Here is a 15,960-nt window from a genome sequence, read left to right as displayed (position 1 = left end):
TTCGGCCGGTCAGGCCCTTCCGCCGCTCGGACGGCGGCGGCGGATGAGGAACACGCCGCCGGCGAGCGCCGCGCCGCCCGCGAGGACCGCGCCGACGGTCACCTCGGCGGAGCTGGGCGCCATCGAGCCGCCGAGGCCGCCCTGCGACCCGCGCCCGCGGACGACCTGGAAGGTCCGGGTGACCACCCGGGAGCTGTCGCTGCACCGGACGGCCAGGTTGTACTGGCCGGGGGTGGCGTGGTCGTAGATCCGCGGGGTGGCCGCGGAGTGGCCCGAGGCGTTGACCGTGAGGGCCGTCTTCGGGAACGCGTTGGACGACACGGTGCCGCCGTGGCCGCACCCCATGGCGCTCACCGCCAGGCTGCCGCCCTGGTGCACCTGGGTCGGGGAGACGGTGACGTTGGTCGGACCGTTGTTGGCGGTGGCGGACGGGGCGGCGACCCCGATCACCGCACAGGCGGTGGCGGCCACCGCGAGGGCGCGTGAAGCACGCATCGTTGAACCTCCAGCGGAAGACGCCCCAAAGCGGTGCTCCGGGAGATCGACGGATGCGCCTTCCATGACGAACCCTCACCAGAGAGTCGGACCACCGCATGTCGGCGCTGCGCCACCCCGGTGAGGCGACCCGCCCGGTTCGCGGGTACGGGCGGGGAACCGCCGCAGGTCACACACCGTCAGGGGGTCCGAGCCGATGACCCGGATGGTTGATCACCCGTCCGCCGCGCCGCCACCCGTTCGCGCGCGCCAGGATCGCCGGTGGCGCGGGACCCGCTTACGGTGCCGGGAGAGGCCACGAAGGGAGAAGCATGGGCCTGGAGCGCAGAGGTGTCGGGGACCGAAGTGCCTGGGACGTGATCAGGGCCCGCCGGCCCTGGGGTCCGCTGGCACTCGTCATGCTGACCGGTCTCGCGATGATGCGGAACGGGGTCGACGCCTCCTCGGGGCCGCCGCAGCCCGCCGCCGCGACGGCGGGGACGCGGCAGGTGGTGGCCGCGCCCACGCCGTCGGCCGGGCTGCGCCCGCTGGCGTACGCCCCGGCCTCCCGGGTGCGGATCGAGGCGCTGAAGGTGGACGCGCCCGTCATCGACGTGGGCCTGGACCAGGAGGGGTGGATCAGCGCGCCGCCCCCGCAGGACCCGAACCTGGCGGGGTGGTACCAGAACGGCATCTCGCCCGGGCAGCGCGGCACGGCGGTCGTCGTCGGGCACGTCGACAACGACTCCGGGCCGGCCGTCTTCTACCGCCTGGGCGCGCTCCGGCCGGGCCAGCGCGTCGAGGTGACCCGGTACGACGGCCGCGTGGCGGTCTTCCAGGTGTACGGCGTCGAGGTGTTCTCCAAGGACGACTTCCCCGGCGTGCGGGTCTACGGCGACACCGGCCACCCGGAGCTGCGGGTGATCACCTGCGGTGGCGGCTACTCGCGGGCCGGCGGCTACGACGGCAACGTCGTGGTCTTCGCCCGGATGGTCGCCACCCGCTGATCCGCCCCCGGCCGGCCGCCGCCCCGGCCACCCCCCGGGCCGGCCGCCGCCCCGGTGGTGCCGGCCGCCGGGCGGGTGCCCGCGGGGCGGACGCGGGCACCGGCCGCCGGGGTCACCGGCGGGGGACCGTGATGTGGTAGCCCGCGTCCAGGAGCCGCGGCAGGTACGTGCGCAGCGCGCGCACGGTCTGCGAGCGGTCGCCGCCCGCGTCGTGGGAGAGCACGACGACGCCGGGCCCCGCGCCGTCCAGGACGCGGCGCACGATGGTCGACGTGCCCGGTTCCTTCCAGTCGAGGGTGTCGACGGTCCAGGCGAGCGGCTCCATGCCGAGTTCGGCGCCGATCTCGAAGGACAGCCGGTTCCAGGCGCCGTAGGGGGCGCGGTACCAGAGCGGGGCGGCGCCGAGCGTCCGCTCGATCACGTCGCTCGTGGAGCCGAGCTCCTCGCGGATGCGGGACGGCGGCAGCCTGGGGACCAGGGGGTGGGACCAGGAGTGGTTGCCCACGACGTGCCCGTCCTCGGTCATCCGCCGCAGCAGGTCGGGGTGGCGGACGGCCATCTCGCCGCAGACGAAGAACATGGCGCGCACGCCGTGCTGCCGCAGGGTGGCGAGGATGGCGGGGGTGTAGCGGGGGTCGGGGCCGTCGTCGAAGGTCAGCACCATGGTGTTGCCGGTGCCGGAGACCCGCAGGAAGGGCCGTTGCCGCACGGGCGGCAGGGCCCGCCGGAAGCGCGGCGGGGCGTACGACGTCATGGGCTGGAGCCGGTACGCGGAGGGCGCCAGGCGCGGTCCGGCCACGGGGCCCGCGGCGGGCGCGGGGGCACGCGTCGCCGCGGGGCGCGGGCGGGACGGGGACGTGGCGGAGGGGGCGGGCGCGCCGGGCGGGGCCGCCCGGTCGACGCTGAACAGACCGACGGTGGTGGTGGCGCCCAGGGCGGCGGCGATGCGCAGCACCATCCGCCGCCCGGAAGGCATCTGGTCCTTTTTCATGACCAATGCTCCGCACGGGCGACTCGTGGATCGGGTGTGCGACACCGGACGCGCGGAGCGATTGCACCCGTTGGGACGAGCGGCGCGGGAGTAGGCCCGGTCCTCCTACTCCTCCCCGCGCACCAGGCCGTCGGCCGCGGCCCCGCGGCTGAGGACGACGGCGCTGATGCGGTCGCGCAGCGGGGCGAGCCCCGTGTTCCCCGCGGCGATGGCGGCGGTCAGGTCGACGACGCGGTTGGCGCCGGTGTCGTACCACTGCGGGAGGTACTCGGCGCGGGTGACCTCCCAGCGGCGGCCGGGCGCGGTCGGCGGGGCGAAGGTGAAGCGGGCGATGGTGCCCTCGTTGCCGCGCGGGTCGTGGGCGCCCGAGTGGTCGACCATGGGGCCGGCGATCTGGTCGCCCATGCCGTAGACGATCCAGGTGCCGTTGACCTTCTCGTACGCCTGGGGGACGTGGGCGTGCGTGCCGAGGATGAGGTCGACGTCGGGGCGGCCGTCGGTGGTGGCGGCCGTGAGGGCGCGGCCGAGCTCCAGTTGCCGCCGGTCGGGGGCGGTCTGCCACTCGCTGCCCCAGTGGAGGCTGACGACGACGATCTCGGCGCCCGCCTCACGGGCGGCGCGGGCGTCGCTGAGGACGCGGCTCTCGTCGATGAGGTTGACGGACCACGGCCGGTCGGCGGGGACGGGGATGCCGTTGGTGCCGTAGGTGTAGGCGAGGTGCGCGACGTCGGCGCCGCCGGCCTTGAGGAGGGTGGGGGTGTCGGCCTCCTCGGCGGTGCGGGCGGACCCGGCGTGGCGGACGCCCGCCCGGTCGAGGTGGTCGAGGGTGCGGCGGATGCCGTCGGTGCCGTCGTCGAGGGTGTGGTTGGAGGCGGTGGAGCAGGAGTCGTAGCCCGTGGCGCGCAGGGCGGTGGCGATCTGGGGCGGGGAGGTGAAGGTCGGGTAGCCGGCGAAGGGGCCGCCGTCCTCGCCGTACACGGTCTCCATGTGGCAGATCGCCAGGTCGGCGCGGGAGATGACGGGTGCGACGCCGGCGAGCATGGGGCGGAAGTCGTACCCCTCGCCGCCCGCGTCGGCGTTGGCCTGGCGGATGACCGAGTCGTGCGGGAGGACGTCGCCGGTCGCGGCGAGGGTGAACGGCCGGGCGTCGGGGCCCGCGCCGCCGGCGGACGCGTGCGGGGGCGGGGCGGGGGCGCTGGGCGGGCGGGGCGCCGTGCAGCCGGCCGCAGCCGCGGTGGCGGAGAGCAGGACGGTGGCGGCGGCGGCCGCCGCCCGCCGGACGCGCAGTGTCATCGCTGGGACTCCGTGGGTCGGAAGGGGCAGGCGGGGCGGGTGTGCCCTCTGCATCCACGGGGGACATACACGCCGATCAGTCATTCGATAGGAAAAATGCGGCAGATTCACTGAATGGGGGGCATGTCCCTGCGTCGACCGTTCGCCGCACCATTCGTCGCTCGGTGCGACCGCTCGCCGCACACCTCGGTGCGTCGCCTGTCCCGGCGGCCTCGGATGCGTTCGGATACGGCTCTGGGTCCTGGAGCCGGCGGGAAGGGAAGTGAACGATGACGACGGCGACGACCACCACGGACGAGCGGGCCTTGGAGGAGCTGCACCGGGAGCACGGCCCCGCGCTGCTGAACTACCTGCTCGGCCTCACCTACGGCGACCAGCAGCGCGCCGAGGACCTCCTCCAGGAGACGCTGGTCCGGGCGTGGCAGCACCCGGAGGCGTTCGAGGCGCCGTACGCGTCGATGCGGCCGTGGCTGTTCACCGTGGCGCGGCGGCTGGCGATCGACGCGCGACGCTCGCGACTGGCGCGCCCGACGGAGATCGGCGACGGGGTGCTGGCCTCCACGCCCGACCCGGCGGACGCCACCGAGTCCGCGGTGGCCGCGCTCGACGTGCGGGCCGCGGTGGCGGAGCTGAGCCCCGCCCACCGGGACGTGCTGGAGCGCATCTACTTCGACGGGCTGACCGTCAGCGAGGCCGCGGAGCGGCTCGGCATACCGGCGGGGACGGTCAAGTCCCGCTCGTACTACGCGCTGCGGGCCCTCGGGCGCTGCCTGCCCGGCTACAGCCGGGCGTTCCCCGCGGCGGGGAGCGGCGCGCTGGAGGGGGCCGCGGCGGAGCGGGGCGATCTGTCCCCCGCGGGCCGCGGCGGCGGCTGAGCCCGTCCGCCCCTGCGGGCGCACCGGATGTGTTCCTTCCCGCGCGTAACGGCACGGACGGGAACGTATGCGAAACCACACCGTCAAGTTGTGCAAAGAGCGGCCGCACGCCCCGCCTTTCGGTGGAGGCTCGTCTTTCAGGGGTGCGTGGCCGAGTTACGCGCGGAAGAACGTCCGGGAGAAGGTGGGAACGTTGCGGCCCGAGAGCACGAACGGCACCGGCGGAGGCGGCCTGGCCGTCCCGATGGACTGGCTGTGTGCCGAGTACCTGGCCGATGAGCTGCTGCGGACGGGCGGGCTGGTGGAGACCGGCTCCCTGGAGTACGTGGCGGGGCGCCGGACGCTCGCGCTGACGATCTACCTGAGCGACGGCGCGGCCCCCGAGGACCAGCTCGACGAGTGGCTGGACCGCACTTCGTACGACCACCCGTGGCAGGACTGGGTGCGCGCCCGACTGACCGAGCGGCGGGCGCGCGAGGGCGACGACGAGCCGGGGGTGGCCCTGGCGCTGGAGACCTGGCGGCTGCTGGAGGAGACCCTGCTGCTCGCCGCCGACCTCGGCGCCCTGCCCGCGCCGCCGGCGGCGGGGCTCGTGGTGGACGAGTCGGCGCAGGTGTGGCTGCCGTCCTGGCAGCTGGGGCTGCCACTCGGCCATCTGGCGCTGCACCTGTACTGAACCGGCTGCGGCCGGCCCCGCGTGGCCCGGCGGGGGTCGGGCCGAGGCGGGCTCACGGCCGGGAAGGCGCTGTTGCCCCGCCTCGTGCGTGCCGGTCATCCTGGGTGCGGCCGCCGGCACCGCCGGACGGCCGCACCGAGCGCGTGGACCGGACGGCTGGGCGGGAGTGGTGGTCTGGATGGTCGCGAGTCCCGTGCCGCGCGGGGTGACCGTGGGGGTCGAGGAGGAGTTCCTCCTGGTCGACGCGGTCGACGGCGCCCCTGTGGGCGGGTGCGGCGACGTGCTGGCCGCGGACCGGGCGCGGCCCGGGCCGGAGGGCGGCGCGGGCCGGGAGTTCCAGCGCGAGCTGCTGCCGACCATGGTGGAGACCGCCACGGAGGTCTGCACGGACCTGGCCCGGCTCCGTGCGGAGCTGGCCGCCGGCCGGACCCGGTTGGACCGGGCGGCGCGCAAGGCGGGGCTGCGCCCGCTCGCCAGCGGCACCGCGCCCATGGCGGCCCCCGCCCGTACGGTCACTCCGACGCCGCACTACCGGCAGATGGCCCGGCTGTACGGGCGGCTGACGGACGAGACGGAGACGTGCGGCTGCCACGTGCACGTGGGCGTACCGGACCGCGAGGCGGCCGTCGCGGTCCTCAACCACCTGCGGCCCTGGCTGCCGGTGCTGCTCGCGCTCTCCGCCAACTCCCCCTACCACCAGGGCGCGGACACCGGCCACGCCAGCTGGCGCACGCTGGTCCTGGCCCGCTGGCCGACCCACCAGATCCCGCCCCGCTTCACCTCCGCCGCGCACTACGACCGCACCGTCACCGCCCTGCGCGGCACCGGCGTCCTGCCCGCCCGGGCGGCCAACGCGTACTGGCTGGCGCGCCCCTCCCACCACCTGCCGACCGTCGAGGTGCGCGTCGCGGACGTCACGCCGAGCGTCGACGAGGCGGTCCTCCAGGCCGGGCTGACCCGCGCGCTGGTCACCTCCGCCCTGGACGCCGTCGCCCGCGGCCTCCCCGCGCCGGACCCGCCCGACCACATGCTGGCCGCGGCGCTGTGGACGGCGGCCCGCCACGGACTGCGCGGTCCGGCCGTCCACCCGGTCACCGGGGCGCGCGTCCCGGCCGCCGAGGCGGTACGGGCGCTGCTCTCCCGGGTGCGTCCGGCGCTGGAGGCGAGCGGGGACGCGCGGGAGGTGGCCGCGCTGGCGGAGGCGGTGCTCGCCCACGGCACGGGCGCCGAGCGGCAGCGCCGCCGCGCCGACCCCGCCACTCCGTGGACGGTGCTGTAGGCCCCGTCGAAGGGGCCCGCCGGGGCCGGCCCTACGGGGTGTCGGCGTGGACGCCCGCCCGGTACTTGGGGATGCGGACGGTGACCTTCATGCCCGCGTCGACGCCCGTCTCGACGACGAGCCCGTAGTCGTCCCCGTACGCCTGGCGCAGCCGCTCGTCGACGTTGGGCAGGCCGATCCCGGAGGTCCTGGGGTGTTCCCCGGCGAGGATGGCCCGCAGGACGGCCGGGTCCATGCCGACGCCGTCGTCCTCGACGGTCACGACGGCCTCGGCGCCCGCGTCCTGCGCCGCGATGGTGATGCGGCAGGTGGTGCGCGAGTCCTCCAGGCCGTGCTTGACGGCGTTCTCCACGAGCGGCTGGAGGCACAGGAAGGGCAGGGAGACCGGCAGCACCTCGGGGGCGATCTGCAGCGTCACCCGCAGCCGGTCGCCGAAGCGGGCGCCGGCGAGGGCGAGGTACTGCTCGATGGAGCGCAGCTCGTCGGCGAGCCGGGTGAAGTCGCCGTGCCGGCGGAAGGAGTAGCGGGTGAAGTCGGCGAACTCCAGCAGCAGCTCCCGGGCCCGCTCGGGGTCGGTGCGGACGAAGGACGCGATGGCGGCGAGCGAGTTGTAGACGAAGTGCGGCGAGATCTGGGCGCGCAGGGCGCGGATCTCCGCCTCGATGAGCCGGGTGCGGGACAGGTCGAGTTCGGCGAGCTCCAGTTGGACGGAGACCCAGCGGGCCACCTCCGTCGCGGCGCGCACGAGGACGGCCGACTCGTGCGACCCGTAGGCGACGAGCGCCCCGGCCACGCCGTCCTCCCCGGTGAGGGGGGCGATGACGGCCCAGCGCAGGGGGCAGGCGGGGTCCTCGCACTCGGCGCGCAGGCTCTGCCCCCGGCCGGTCTCCAGGACCTCGGCGACCCGCTCCATCACCTGGTCGGCGTGGTGGGCGCCGGAGCCGTCCCAGGCGAGCACGGCCGTGCGTCCGGTGAGGGCGAGGGCCTCGGTTCCGAGGAGGGGGCGGAGCCTGCGGGCGGCTTTGCGGGCGGTGTCCTCGGTGAGGCCGGCGCGCAGCGGCGGCGCGGCGAGGGACGCGGTGTGCAGGGTGTGGAAGGTGGCGCGTTCGACGGGGGTGCCGAGGTCGAGGCAGTCGCGGCCGGACCGCCGCGCGGCCAGCCGGCCCAGGGCGTACCCGGCGGCCGTCAGCAGCGCCCCGGCGGCGGTGAGCGCGGCGAGGAGGGTGCCGCTCACCGGTCGGCCCCCTCGGTCCTCGGGCGGCCGACCAGCCCTTCGGGCAGGTGGAGCCGGGCGAGGATCGCGGGTGTGCCGGGCGGGACGTGGCGGGGGGTGGCCAGCGAGACGCCGATCATGGTGACGAAGCCCAGCGGGACGGACCAGACGGCGGGCCAGGCCATCAGCGTGTGCGGCCAGCCGTCCGGGGCGAGCCCGGCGCGCGTCGCCATGACGGCGGTGAGGGCGGCGCCGCCGCCGGTGAGCAGGCCGGCCACGGCGCCGGGCGGGGTGAGCCGGCGCCACCAGATGCCGAGGACGAGCAGCGGGCAGAACGACGACGCGGACACCGCGAAGGCGAGCCCCACCGCGTCGGCGACGGGCACGTTGCCGGCGACGGCGCCGAGCGCCAGCGGCACGGCCATCGCGAGCGGTGTGGCCAGGCGGAAGTGGCGCACGCCCCGGGAGGGCAGCACGTCCTGGGTGAGGACGCCCGCCACCGACATGGTCAGGCCGGAGGCCGTCGACAGGAAGGCGGCGAAGGCGCCGCCGGCGAGGAGGGCGCCGAGCAGGTCGCCGGCCAGGCCGCCGACGACGCGGTCGGGCAGGACGAGCACGGCCGCGTCGGCGGCGCCGGTGAGGGCCAGTTCGGGCGCGTAGATCCGGCCGAGGGCTCCGTAGAGGGGCGGCAGCAGGTAGAACGTGCCGACCAGGCCGAGGACGACGAGGGTGGTGCGGCGGGCGGCCCGGCCGTGGGGGCTGGTGTAGAAGCGGACCGCGACGTGCGGCAGGCCCATGGTGCCGAGGAAGGTCGCGAGGATCAGGCCGTAGGTGGCGTACAACTGCCGGCCGTCGCGGACGCCGGCGAGGGAGCGGGACCAGCCGAGCGGGTCGTCGCCGTCGGCGACCCGCTCGGGGACGCGGGCGCCCGCCGGGAAGCCCAGCGTGGTGCCGGCCTCGATGCGGTGCGTGCCGGCGGCGAGGGTGACCGGCCGCCCGTCGTGGGCCACCTGGTCGATCCCGCCGGAGACGGTGACGGTGAGCGGGGCGTCGACGGCGACGCGGACGGTGTCGGCGACGCGCACGGTGGTGTGCTCGCGCAGGACGGCGGGCGCGTCGAACCGGGCGCGCGGCGCGTCGTCGCCGAGCCAGGCGGCGATGAGGAAGAACGCGGGCACGAGGAGCGCGGTCAGCTTCAGCCAGTACTGGAACGCCTGGACGAAGGTGATGCTGCGCATGCCGCCCGCGGCGACCGCGCCCGTGACGACGACGGCGACGAGGAGCCCCCCGACCCAGCCGGGCGCCCCGGTGACGATCTCCAGCGTGAGGCCCGCGCCCTGGAGCTGGGGCATCAGGTAGAGCCAGCCGATGCCGACGACGAAGAGGCTGGCCAGCCGCCTGACCTGGGTGGACTCCAGGCGTGCCTCGGCGAAGTCGGAGAGCGTGTACGCGCCGGAGCGGCGCAGCGGGGCGGCGACGAGCACGAGCAGGACGAGGTACCCGGCGGTGTAGCCGACCGGGTACCAGAGCATGTCGGGGCCCTGGAGGAGGACGAGCCCCGCCACGCCGAGGAAGGACGCCGCGGAGAGGTACTCGCCGCTGATGGCGGCGGCGTTGAGGCCGGGGCCGACGGTCCGCGAGGCCACGTAGAAGTCGGACGTGGTGCGGGAGATGCGCAGGCCGAGCGAGCCGATGAGGAGGGTGGCGAGGACGACGGCGGCGACCGCCGCCACCGCGTGGGTCTGGTTCACCGGTGTGCGTCACCTGCCTTCGACGAGGCCGGTGAAGTCGCGCTCGTTGCGCTCGGCCCGGTGCACGTACCAGCGGGCGACGAGCCACATGACGGGGTGGACGCCGACGCCGAGGGCCGCCCAGACGAACAGCCCCGGGGCGGGGGCGGTGCCGTGCGGGGCGAGCGCGGCGGGCAGCGCGAGGAGCAGCGGCAGGGAGCCGACGAGCAGGGCCAGGGTGGCGAGCGCGCGCAGGGCGGCACGCAGCTGGCTGCGCATGAGGGACCGGACGTAGGTGTGGCCCAGCGTAGTCTGCTCGCTGATCTCGGAGCGGGCGGGCGCGTGGCCCGGCGGCCGGCGGCCGGAGCGGGGCACTCCGGTGACGGTCTCGCGGCGGGGGCGCGGCGCGGGCTGCGGCTCTGGAGACATCGGTGTCCGGGGTCGGGGAGGGTGTGGCCCTGGTGGCCGGAGGGGTTCGGTCGGTGGAGTGTACGCAGACAACGGCCCGGCGGGTAAGCGGATCGTCGTACCGGCCGTCGGGGCGCGACTGCCCCCGCGGCCGGCGGGCGGCGCCGAGCCGGTCGCCGCGGTCAGCCGCGGACGTGCCGGGCGAGGAGGTCGCGCAGCTGGCGGGCGTGGCGGCGGCTGACCGACAGCTCGGCGCTGCCCACCCGTACGGTGGTGGCGCCGCCGTCGAGGCGCAGCTCGTCGATCCGGCCGAGGGCGACCAGGTGGCTGCGGTGGATGCGGACGAAGCCCCGTGCCGCCCACCGCTCCTCCAGCGTGGACAGCGGGATGCGCACGAGGTGGCTGCCCCCGTCGGTGTGGAGGCGGGCGTAGTCGCCCTGCGCCTCCACATAGGCGATGTCGTCGACCGCCACGAACCGGGTGACGCCGCCCAGCTCCACCGGGACCTGCTCGGGGACGGTGCCGGCGGGGGCCGGCTCGGAGAGGTCGCTGACCCGCCGGACGGCCTCCGCCAGACGTTCCTTGCGGACCGGCTTGAGGACGTAGTCGACCGCCTTCAGGTCGAACGCCTGCACCGCGAAGCCCTCGTGGGCGGTGACGAACACGACGAGCGGCGGCCGGGCGAAGCCCGCCAGGAGCCGCGCCACGTCCAGGCCGGTCAGCCCCGCCATGTGGATGTCGAGGAAGACGACGTCGACGGCGTCGGGGCCGTCGGGGCCCGCCTCCAGCGCGCGGCCGATGCGGCGCAGCGCCTCCGTCGCGTCGGTGGCGCCCTCGGCGCTGTGGACGCGAGGGTCGGAGCGCAGCAGGTACAGCAGCTCCTCCAGGGCGGGCTTCTCGTCGTCGACGGCCAGTACGCGCAGCATGGGGCGGAGTGTAGGCGGGCGCCGGTTGAGCGAGAAGCGGCCGCGGTACGTACGGGTCGACGCGGGGGCGGGGCGGGCGAGTACGGGAGCGAGGGACGATGGCACGGCCGGAGCGGCACGACGCGGTGGGCGCCTACGCGCTGGGCGCGCTGGAGCCGTACGACGCGCTGTGCTGCGCCGAGCACGTCACGCGGTGCGGTGCGTGCGCGGCGCGGCTGGCGGAGTTCGCCGAGGTGGCGCGGGCCCTGGCCCAGTTGACGGGCCGCGCGCCGCTCGCCCCGCCGCCGCGTCGGGCGGCGCCCCGCGGCCCCCGGCCCGCCGCGGCGCGGCCGGTGGACGTCCGGCCGGCGGTGCCGACCCCGGGCGGTGGGCGGTCCCGGACGTGGCGGCCGGTGGTGTGGGGCACCCCGGGCCGCCGGGTGCGGCGGTGGCTGGTGCGCGGTCGGGCGCCCGCGGAGTGACGGGCGCGGCGACTGCCCGCGGCTACTTCAGCAGGCGGGACAGACGGCGGTCGGCCAGCGGCTTGCCGCCCGTCTGGCAGGTGGGGCAGTACTGGAGCGAGGAGTCGCTGAACGACACCTCGCGGATGGTGTCGCCGCACACGGGGCAGGGTTCGCCGGTCCTCCCGTGGACGCGCAACCCGCTCTTCTTCTCCGCCTTGAGCCTGCCCGCCTCCGTGCCCCGGGAACGGGCGAGGGCGTCGGCGAGCGTGGTGCGAAGCGCCTCGTACAGCGTGGTGACGTCGTCGTCGGTGAGGCGGTGGACCGGCTTGAAGGGCGACATGCGGGCGGCGTGCAGGATCTCGTCGCTGTAGGCGTTGCCGATGCCCGCGACGAGGCCCTGGTCGCGCAGGGCGCCCTTGACCTGCCGCCGCTCCCCCGCGAGGAGCGCGGCGAAGGCGTCGCGGTCGAAGTCCTCGGCGAGCGGGTCGGGTCCGAGCCGGGCGACACCGGGCACCTCGGCGGGGTCGCGGACCAGGTGCACGGCCAGCCGCTTGGTGGTGCCCGCCTCGGTCAGGTCGAAGCCGTCGCCGCCGCTCAGCGCGGTGCGCAGGGCGAGCGGACCCCTGCCGGGGCGGGGCGGCGCGGCCGGCAGGTCGTCCCGCCACTGGAGCCAGCCGGCGCGGGCGAGGTGGACGAGGAGGTGCAGGCCGCCCGCGGTGACGTCGAGGTACTTGCCGTGCCGGTCGACGGCGGTGACGGTGGCGCCGTCGAGGGCGCCGAGCGGGGGGTCGTACGTCTTCAGCACGCTGATCGCGACGGGTAGGACGCGGGCGATCTCCTTGCCGACCAGACGGGCGTCGAGGAACTCGCGGAGCGCTTCGACCTCGGGCAGTTCGGGCATGGTCCCAGCCTGCCGCAGGAGGGTGCGGCGCGCCTCACCGGACGGTCCGCCGCGGGGCCCCACGGGGCGCGTCCGCGCCTCGGCGGGCCGGCGGGTCCGCGCGGGGGCGGCGCGACGGGGCGCGGTCCCCGGCCCCTCGCGCCGCGTCAGTCGGCCCGGGGCTGCCACGTCCCCTGGCGGCGCCGTCCCGCCGCCCCGGTGTCCCGCCGGCCGCCGCCGTCGCCGGACCGCTCCGGCAGGGCGAACTCGCACCAGACGCACTTCCCCCCGCCCCGCGACTCGACGCCCCACACGTCCGCGAGCCGGTCCACGAGCAGCAGTCCGCGGCCCGAGACGCCGTCCGCGCCGGTGTCCCGGCGGCGGGGCAGGGCGCTGGAGCGGTCCTCGACCTCGACGCGGAGCCGCCGTTCGGGGCCGGTGAGCATCCGCAGGGTGACGATGGCGCCGCCGTCCGTGTGCAGCAGGGCGTTGGTGACCAGTTCGTCGGCGGTCAGCGCGATCTCGTCGGCCCGCTCCCCGCCGCCCCAGGCGCGTACGGCGGCGTGGATCATGTGGCGGGCGGAGCGCAGCGCCTCGGGGTCGTTCTGGGCGACGTGCTGTTGGAGCCTGCCGCCGCTCCGCGGGGTGTAGCCGCCGCGGCGGCGCAGCAGCAGGATCGCCACGTCGTCGTCGCCGCCCCGCTCGTCGACCACGTCGCACAGCAGATCGGCGAGGTCCTGGAGGTCGGAGGGGCCGTTGCGGACGAAGGCGGTGAGCCACTGCATGCCCTCGTCCAGGTCGGCGCCCGGCTGCTCGACCAGGCCGTCGGTGTACAGCACGAGGGTCTGCCCGGGGTCCAGTTCGAGGACGCTCACGGGGTAGTCGAGCGCGCCGAACTCGGCGGAGAGCCCGAGGGGCAGCGCGCCCTCCACCGGCACCCGGCGGCAGCCGCCGTCGGCGTCCCGCACCAGCGGGTCGACGTGGCCGGCCCGTACGACCTGGACGACGCCCGTGGCGAGGTCGACCTCCATGTAGGTGCAGGTGGCGAACCGGTCGGTGTCGAGGTCGCGGAGGAAGACCGAGGCGCGCGCCATGACGGTGGCCGGGGTGTGGCCCTCGGCGGCGTACGCGCGCAGGACGATGCGCAGCTGGCCCATGACGGCCGCCGCGTGCGTGTCGTGCCCCTGGACGTCGCCGATGACCGCGCCGACCCGGCCGCCGGGCAGCGGGATGACGTCGTACCAGTCGCCGCCGACGTCGCGGCCGAGGCGGGCGGCGCGGTAGCGGACGGCGACCTGCGCGCCGGGGATCTCCGGGATGCGCCGCGGCAGCATGGCCTGCTGGAGGCCCTCGGCCAGGTCGTGCTCCTGCTCGAAGAGCATGGCGCGCTGGAGGCTCTGGGCGATGCTGCTGCCGAGGGCGACGAGGACGTTGCGCTCGTCGGCGGTGAAGCCGTCCTTGTCGCTGTACAGCAGGCCCATGGCGCCGATGGGGCGGGCCTGGGCGATGAGGGGCAGGTACGCGGCGGAGGTGATGCCGAGGTCGGTGATGTGCGGCCAGAGGATCGGGTAGGAGGCGGCGAAGTCCTCGGGCGACTCGATGAAGCGGGGGGCGAGGGTCCGCACGACCTCGCTCATGGGGTATTCCTCGTCGACGCGCGTGTAGCGGGTGCCGGGGACGAAGGAGTCCTCGGGGCCGTCGGCGACGAGGTGGATGCGGCCGGCCTCCAGCAGGCCCATGACGACGCTGGTCGCGCCGAGGTGCTCCAGCCCCTGGGAGTCCTTGAGCACGTCGATGACGTCCTGGACGGTGCGGGCGTGGGCGAGGGCGGCGGTGGTGGACTCGACGACGCTGGTCTGGCGGCGGCGCTCGGCGTCGACCTCCAGCCGGGCGGCGGACTCGGCGAGCTCCTGGGTGGCGTCGCGGACGATGCCGATGATGCGGTGGGGGCGCCCCTCGGCGTCACGGCGGATGAACCCCTGCGTGTGCGTCCAGCGCAGTCCGCCCTCGCGGGTGCGGATGCGGAAGTAGGCGCCGTAGTGGCTGCTGCCGTTCTTCAGGGCCTGCGCGACCATGCCGTCGAGGCGGACGGACTCGCTGGGCGGGACCCGCCGGGCGAGGCTCTCCGGTCTGCCGTCGTACTCGGCGGGGTCCGTCTGGAACACGTCGAGGGCGACCTCGTCCATGTGCATCAGCCCGGTGTCGAGGTCCCAGTCGAAGCTGCCCAGGCGGTTGAGGGACAACCTCAGATCCGGGTGGGCGGGCCAGTCCTCGGGAAGCGACAGGGCATCCGCTGCCGGATCAACCATGGAGCCACTCTGCCATCATTTGTCGGGTTTATCGACCTCAAGGGAACTTCACGGCCGAGGGATCGTTCCTCCTGCTCCCCGGGGTGCCCGGAGCGGCGGGGCGGTCAGTACGGCCCGCGCAGGACGTCGGCGTCGGAGGCCGCGTCGGGTGATTCCGCGTCGGGCGGCGGCGCCTCCTGCGGCCCGCCGTCCGCGCCCCCTCCCGCCTCCTCCGGTGGGGCGGCCCCGTCCGGGGTGAAGCCGTCCGGCTGCGGCGCGTCGGGCACCGTACCGTCCGGTGGCGCGTCGCCCTCGCCGGGTGGCGGGGGCGCCTGCGGGGTCCCGGGCCCATCGGGCACGACCGGCGCCGCCGGGGCGGACGGCGCGGCGCTCTCGGGGGCGGCGCTGTCGGGCAGCGGGGTGTCCGCGACGTGCCGTTCGCGCGGCTCGTAGGCGGGGGGCACCTCGGGCTTGCCGTCGTGGTCGCCCCGGGTGCCGATCGCGCGCTCCAGCCAGGTGTCGTTGAGGGTGTTCACCAGGACGAGCCGGTCCAGGGCCCGCTGGGTGGGGCCGATCAGCACGACGCGGTCGACGCGGTACCCGGGCCACGGCTGCCCCCGGTGCGCCGCCGGTCGCCGCGGGTCGGCAGGCGTGCGCAGCGGGTCGCCGGAGGCGCAGCGCACGCGGGGCGCCCCGTACCGGTCCACCAGCACGGCGCTGCCCGCCTGGAGCACGGCCTCGTACGGTACGGGCGCGCCGCCCCGGTACCCGTGGCCGGCCACCCGGGTGTCGGCGCGCAGCGTGACCGGCGTCAGGCCGCGCACCCAGGTGCCGAGGCCGGCCGGCGTGACCCCGGCCGCCTGCGCGAAGGCGGCGGCTTTGGCCTTGTCGGCCGTGAGCAGCCGCGCCTGCTGCTCGACGTCGCAGCTGGGGAGCGAATGGGTGCCGCCGTACAGGCCGGGCGTCGCTCCGTCGACGGTGGGCAGCGGCCGTTCGGCGCCGACCGGCTCCGCCGAGGGACCGCCGGGAGCGGTGGGGGCGGCCGCGGCGGTGGGGGACGCGGAGTCGCGGGCGCCGGGGGCCGCGGCGAGGGAGGTGGAGGCGGTGAAGGGGTGCGGGCCGGGCGCCGCGGCCGGCTGGAGGAGGGGGACGCGTTCGGTGGCGAGGGGGACGCCGGGGGCGGGCCCGCCGCCGTCGCCGTCGGCGCCGCAGCCCGCGGCGAGGAGTCCCGCGACGGCGGCCGCCGCGGTGAGGGCGGCGGGTCGCCGCGGGCGAGCCGCCGGGGAGCGGCGCGTGGGAGACGACACGGGCATCCCGCCTTTCCCAGGAGTCGACCGGACACGTTCCTCCATGTCTGCCGGACCGGCACGCGGGCCGCAACCGGGGTGGTCCTCCCGTGGGCGGCACGACCCGGAGTCGACTTGAACATGTTCAACTCCGCCCACTAGGCTGACCACGCTGGTTGAACGCGTTCAAG

15 protein-coding genes are annotated in these 15,960 nt (G+C 76.2%); 5 read left to right on the top strand and 10 right to left on the bottom strand.

The genetic code is table 11. The annotated features are described in order from the left end of the window. Window positions 1–9 precede the first annotated feature (9 nt). Window positions 10–495 (bottom strand): hypothetical protein, encoded by a 486-nt coding sequence (locus LPA54_RS22940; protein ID WP_228980809.1) that lies wholly within the window; start codon window positions 493–495, stop codon window positions 10–12. 311 nt (window positions 496–806) lie between these two features. Here LPA54_RS22940 and LPA54_RS22935 point away from each other — a divergent pair, with 311 nt between their 5' ends. Next, window positions 807–1,481 carry a class F sortase gene (locus LPA54_RS22935; protein ID WP_228980796.1) on the top strand — a complete coding sequence of 225 codons (675 nt, stop codon included), beginning with the start codon at window positions 807–809 and terminating at the stop codon, window positions 1,479–1,481. Window positions 1,482–1,593: 112 nt separating this feature from the next. On the opposite strand, the gene LPA54_RS22930 is transcribed toward LPA54_RS22935, so the two are convergent. After that, a complete protein-coding gene (locus tag LPA54_RS22930) occupies window positions 1,594–2,472 on the bottom strand; it encodes a polysaccharide deacetylase family protein (RefSeq protein WP_228980793.1) in 879 nt (292 codons plus the stop codon). Window positions 2,473–2,577: 105 nt separating this feature from the next. Continuing rightward, a complete protein-coding gene (locus LPA54_RS22925; protein WP_228980787.1) occupies window positions 2,578–3,765 on the bottom strand; it encodes a CapA family protein in 1,188 nt (395 codons plus the stop codon). 269 nt (window positions 3,766–4,034) lie between these two features. On the opposite strand from LPA54_RS22925, the gene LPA54_RS22920 reads away from it, so the two are divergent. From LPA54_RS22920 to LPA54_RS22910, 3 genes are all read left to right on the top strand, one after another. Continuing rightward, entirely contained in the window at window positions 4,035–4,640 is a 606-nt protein-coding gene (locus LPA54_RS22920; protein ID WP_228980784.1) for a sigma-70 family RNA polymerase sigma factor, read from the top strand. Between the two features lie 193 nt (window positions 4,641–4,833). Further along, window positions 4,834–5,316: a hypothetical protein gene (locus tag LPA54_RS22915; protein WP_228980782.1), complete on the top strand. Its 483-nt coding sequence runs from the start codon at window positions 4,834–4,836 to the stop codon at window positions 5,314–5,316. Window positions 5,317–5,494: 178 nt separating this feature from the next. Then, the gene (locus tag LPA54_RS22910; protein ID WP_228980778.1) at window positions 5,495–6,595 is read left to right on the top strand and encodes a glutamate--cysteine ligase; all 1,101 of its coding nucleotides are present in this window, start codon (window positions 5,495–5,497) and stop codon (window positions 6,593–6,595) included. Window positions 6,596–6,626: 31 nt separating this feature from the next. Here the strand turns inward: LPA54_RS22910 and LPA54_RS22905 are convergent, their stop codons facing one another. The 4 genes from LPA54_RS22905 to LPA54_RS22890 all read right to left on the bottom strand — a co-directional run bounded on the left by LPA54_RS22905 (window position 6,627) and on the right by LPA54_RS22890 (window position 10,872). Further along, window positions 6,627–7,829 (bottom strand): sensor histidine kinase, encoded by a 1,203-nt coding sequence (locus LPA54_RS22905; RefSeq protein ID WP_228980777.1) that lies wholly within the window; start codon window positions 7,827–7,829, stop codon window positions 6,627–6,629. Further along, window positions 7,826–9,559: a cation acetate symporter gene (locus LPA54_RS22900; RefSeq protein WP_228980774.1), complete on the bottom strand. Its 1,734-nt coding sequence runs from the start codon at window positions 9,557–9,559 to the stop codon at window positions 7,826–7,828. The genes LPA54_RS22905 and LPA54_RS22900 overlap by 4 nt, the downstream gene beginning before the upstream one ends. Window positions 9,560–9,568: 9 nt before the next feature. Further along, window positions 9,569–9,967, bottom strand: coding sequence for a hypothetical protein (locus LPA54_RS22895; protein WP_228980772.1), 399 nt, complete (start codon window positions 9,965–9,967; stop codon window positions 9,569–9,571). A gap of 161 nt (window positions 9,968–10,128) precedes the next feature. Next, complete coding sequence (locus LPA54_RS22890; RefSeq protein WP_228980769.1) at window positions 10,129–10,872, bottom strand: LytTR family DNA-binding domain-containing protein; 744 nt, start codon at window positions 10,870–10,872, stop codon at window positions 10,129–10,131. Between the two features lie 98 nt (window positions 10,873–10,970). On the opposite strand from LPA54_RS22890, the gene LPA54_RS22885 reads away from it, so the two are divergent. Beyond that, window positions 10,971–11,333, top strand: coding sequence for a hypothetical protein (locus LPA54_RS22885; RefSeq protein ID WP_228980766.1), 363 nt, complete (start codon window positions 10,971–10,973; stop codon window positions 11,331–11,333). 22 nt (window positions 11,334–11,355) lie between these two features. On the opposite strand, the gene LPA54_RS22880 is transcribed toward LPA54_RS22885, so the two are convergent. The 3 genes from LPA54_RS22880 to LPA54_RS22870 form a co-directional block, all read right to left on the bottom strand. Next, complete coding sequence (locus LPA54_RS22880; protein WP_228980764.1) at window positions 11,356–12,216, bottom strand: Fpg/Nei family DNA glycosylase; 861 nt, start codon at window positions 12,214–12,216, stop codon at window positions 11,356–11,358. Between the two features lie 146 nt (window positions 12,217–12,362). Next, on the bottom strand, window positions 12,363–14,504 hold the full coding sequence (locus LPA54_RS22875) for a SpoIIE family protein phosphatase (RefSeq protein ID WP_228980762.1): 2,142 nt from the start codon (window positions 14,502–14,504) through the stop codon (window positions 12,363–12,365). Window positions 14,505–14,608: 104 nt separating this feature from the next. Then, window positions 14,609–15,790 carry a DUF6777 domain-containing protein gene (locus LPA54_RS22870; protein WP_228980758.1) on the bottom strand — a complete coding sequence of 394 codons (1,182 nt, stop codon included), beginning with the start codon at window positions 15,788–15,790 and terminating at the stop codon, window positions 14,609–14,611. Between the last annotated feature and the right edge of the window lie 170 nt (window positions 15,791–15,960).

The organism is Streptomyces sp. DH12, assembly GCF_020873895.1.
Lineage (GTDB): Bacteria > Actinomycetota > Actinomycetes > Streptomycetales > Streptomycetaceae > Streptomyces.
This window is presented reverse-complemented; position numbering and strand designations above follow the sequence as displayed.

Coding starts and splice junctions, on each gene's coding strand:
- LPA54_RS22940 (WP_228980809.1), bottom strand. CDS start 495: ATGCGTGCTTCACGCGCCCTCGCGGTGGCCGCCACCGCCTGTGCGGTG.
- LPA54_RS22935 (WP_228980796.1), top strand. CDS start 807: ATGGGCCTGGAGCGCAGAGGTGTCGGGGACCGAAGTGCCTGGGACGTG.
- LPA54_RS22930 (WP_228980793.1), bottom strand. CDS start 2,472: ATGAAAAAGGACCAGATGCCTTCCGGGCGGCGGATGGTGCTGCGCATC.
- LPA54_RS22925 (WP_228980787.1), bottom strand. CDS start 3,765: ATGACACTGCGCGTCCGGCGGGCGGCGGCCGCCGCCGCCACCGTCCTG.
- LPA54_RS22920 (WP_228980784.1), top strand. CDS start 4,035: ATGACGACGGCGACGACCACCACGGACGAGCGGGCCTTGGAGGAGCTG.
- LPA54_RS22910 (WP_228980778.1), top strand. CDS start 5,495: ATGGTCGCGAGTCCCGTGCCGCGCGGGGTGACCGTGGGGGTCGAGGAG.
- LPA54_RS22895 (WP_228980772.1), bottom strand. CDS start 9,967: ATGTCTCCAGAGCCGCAGCCCGCGCCGCGCCCCCGCCGCGAGACCGTC.
- LPA54_RS22890 (WP_228980769.1), bottom strand. CDS start 10,872: ATGCTGCGCGTACTGGCCGTCGACGACGAGAAGCCCGCCCTGGAGGAG.
- LPA54_RS22885 (WP_228980766.1), top strand. CDS start 10,971: ATGGCACGGCCGGAGCGGCACGACGCGGTGGGCGCCTACGCGCTGGGC.
- LPA54_RS22880 (WP_228980764.1), bottom strand. CDS start 12,216: ATGCCCGAACTGCCCGAGGTCGAAGCGCTCCGCGAGTTCCTCGACGCC.
- LPA54_RS22875 (WP_228980762.1), bottom strand. CDS start 14,504: ATGGTTGATCCGGCAGCGGATGCCCTGTCGCTTCCCGAGGACTGGCCC.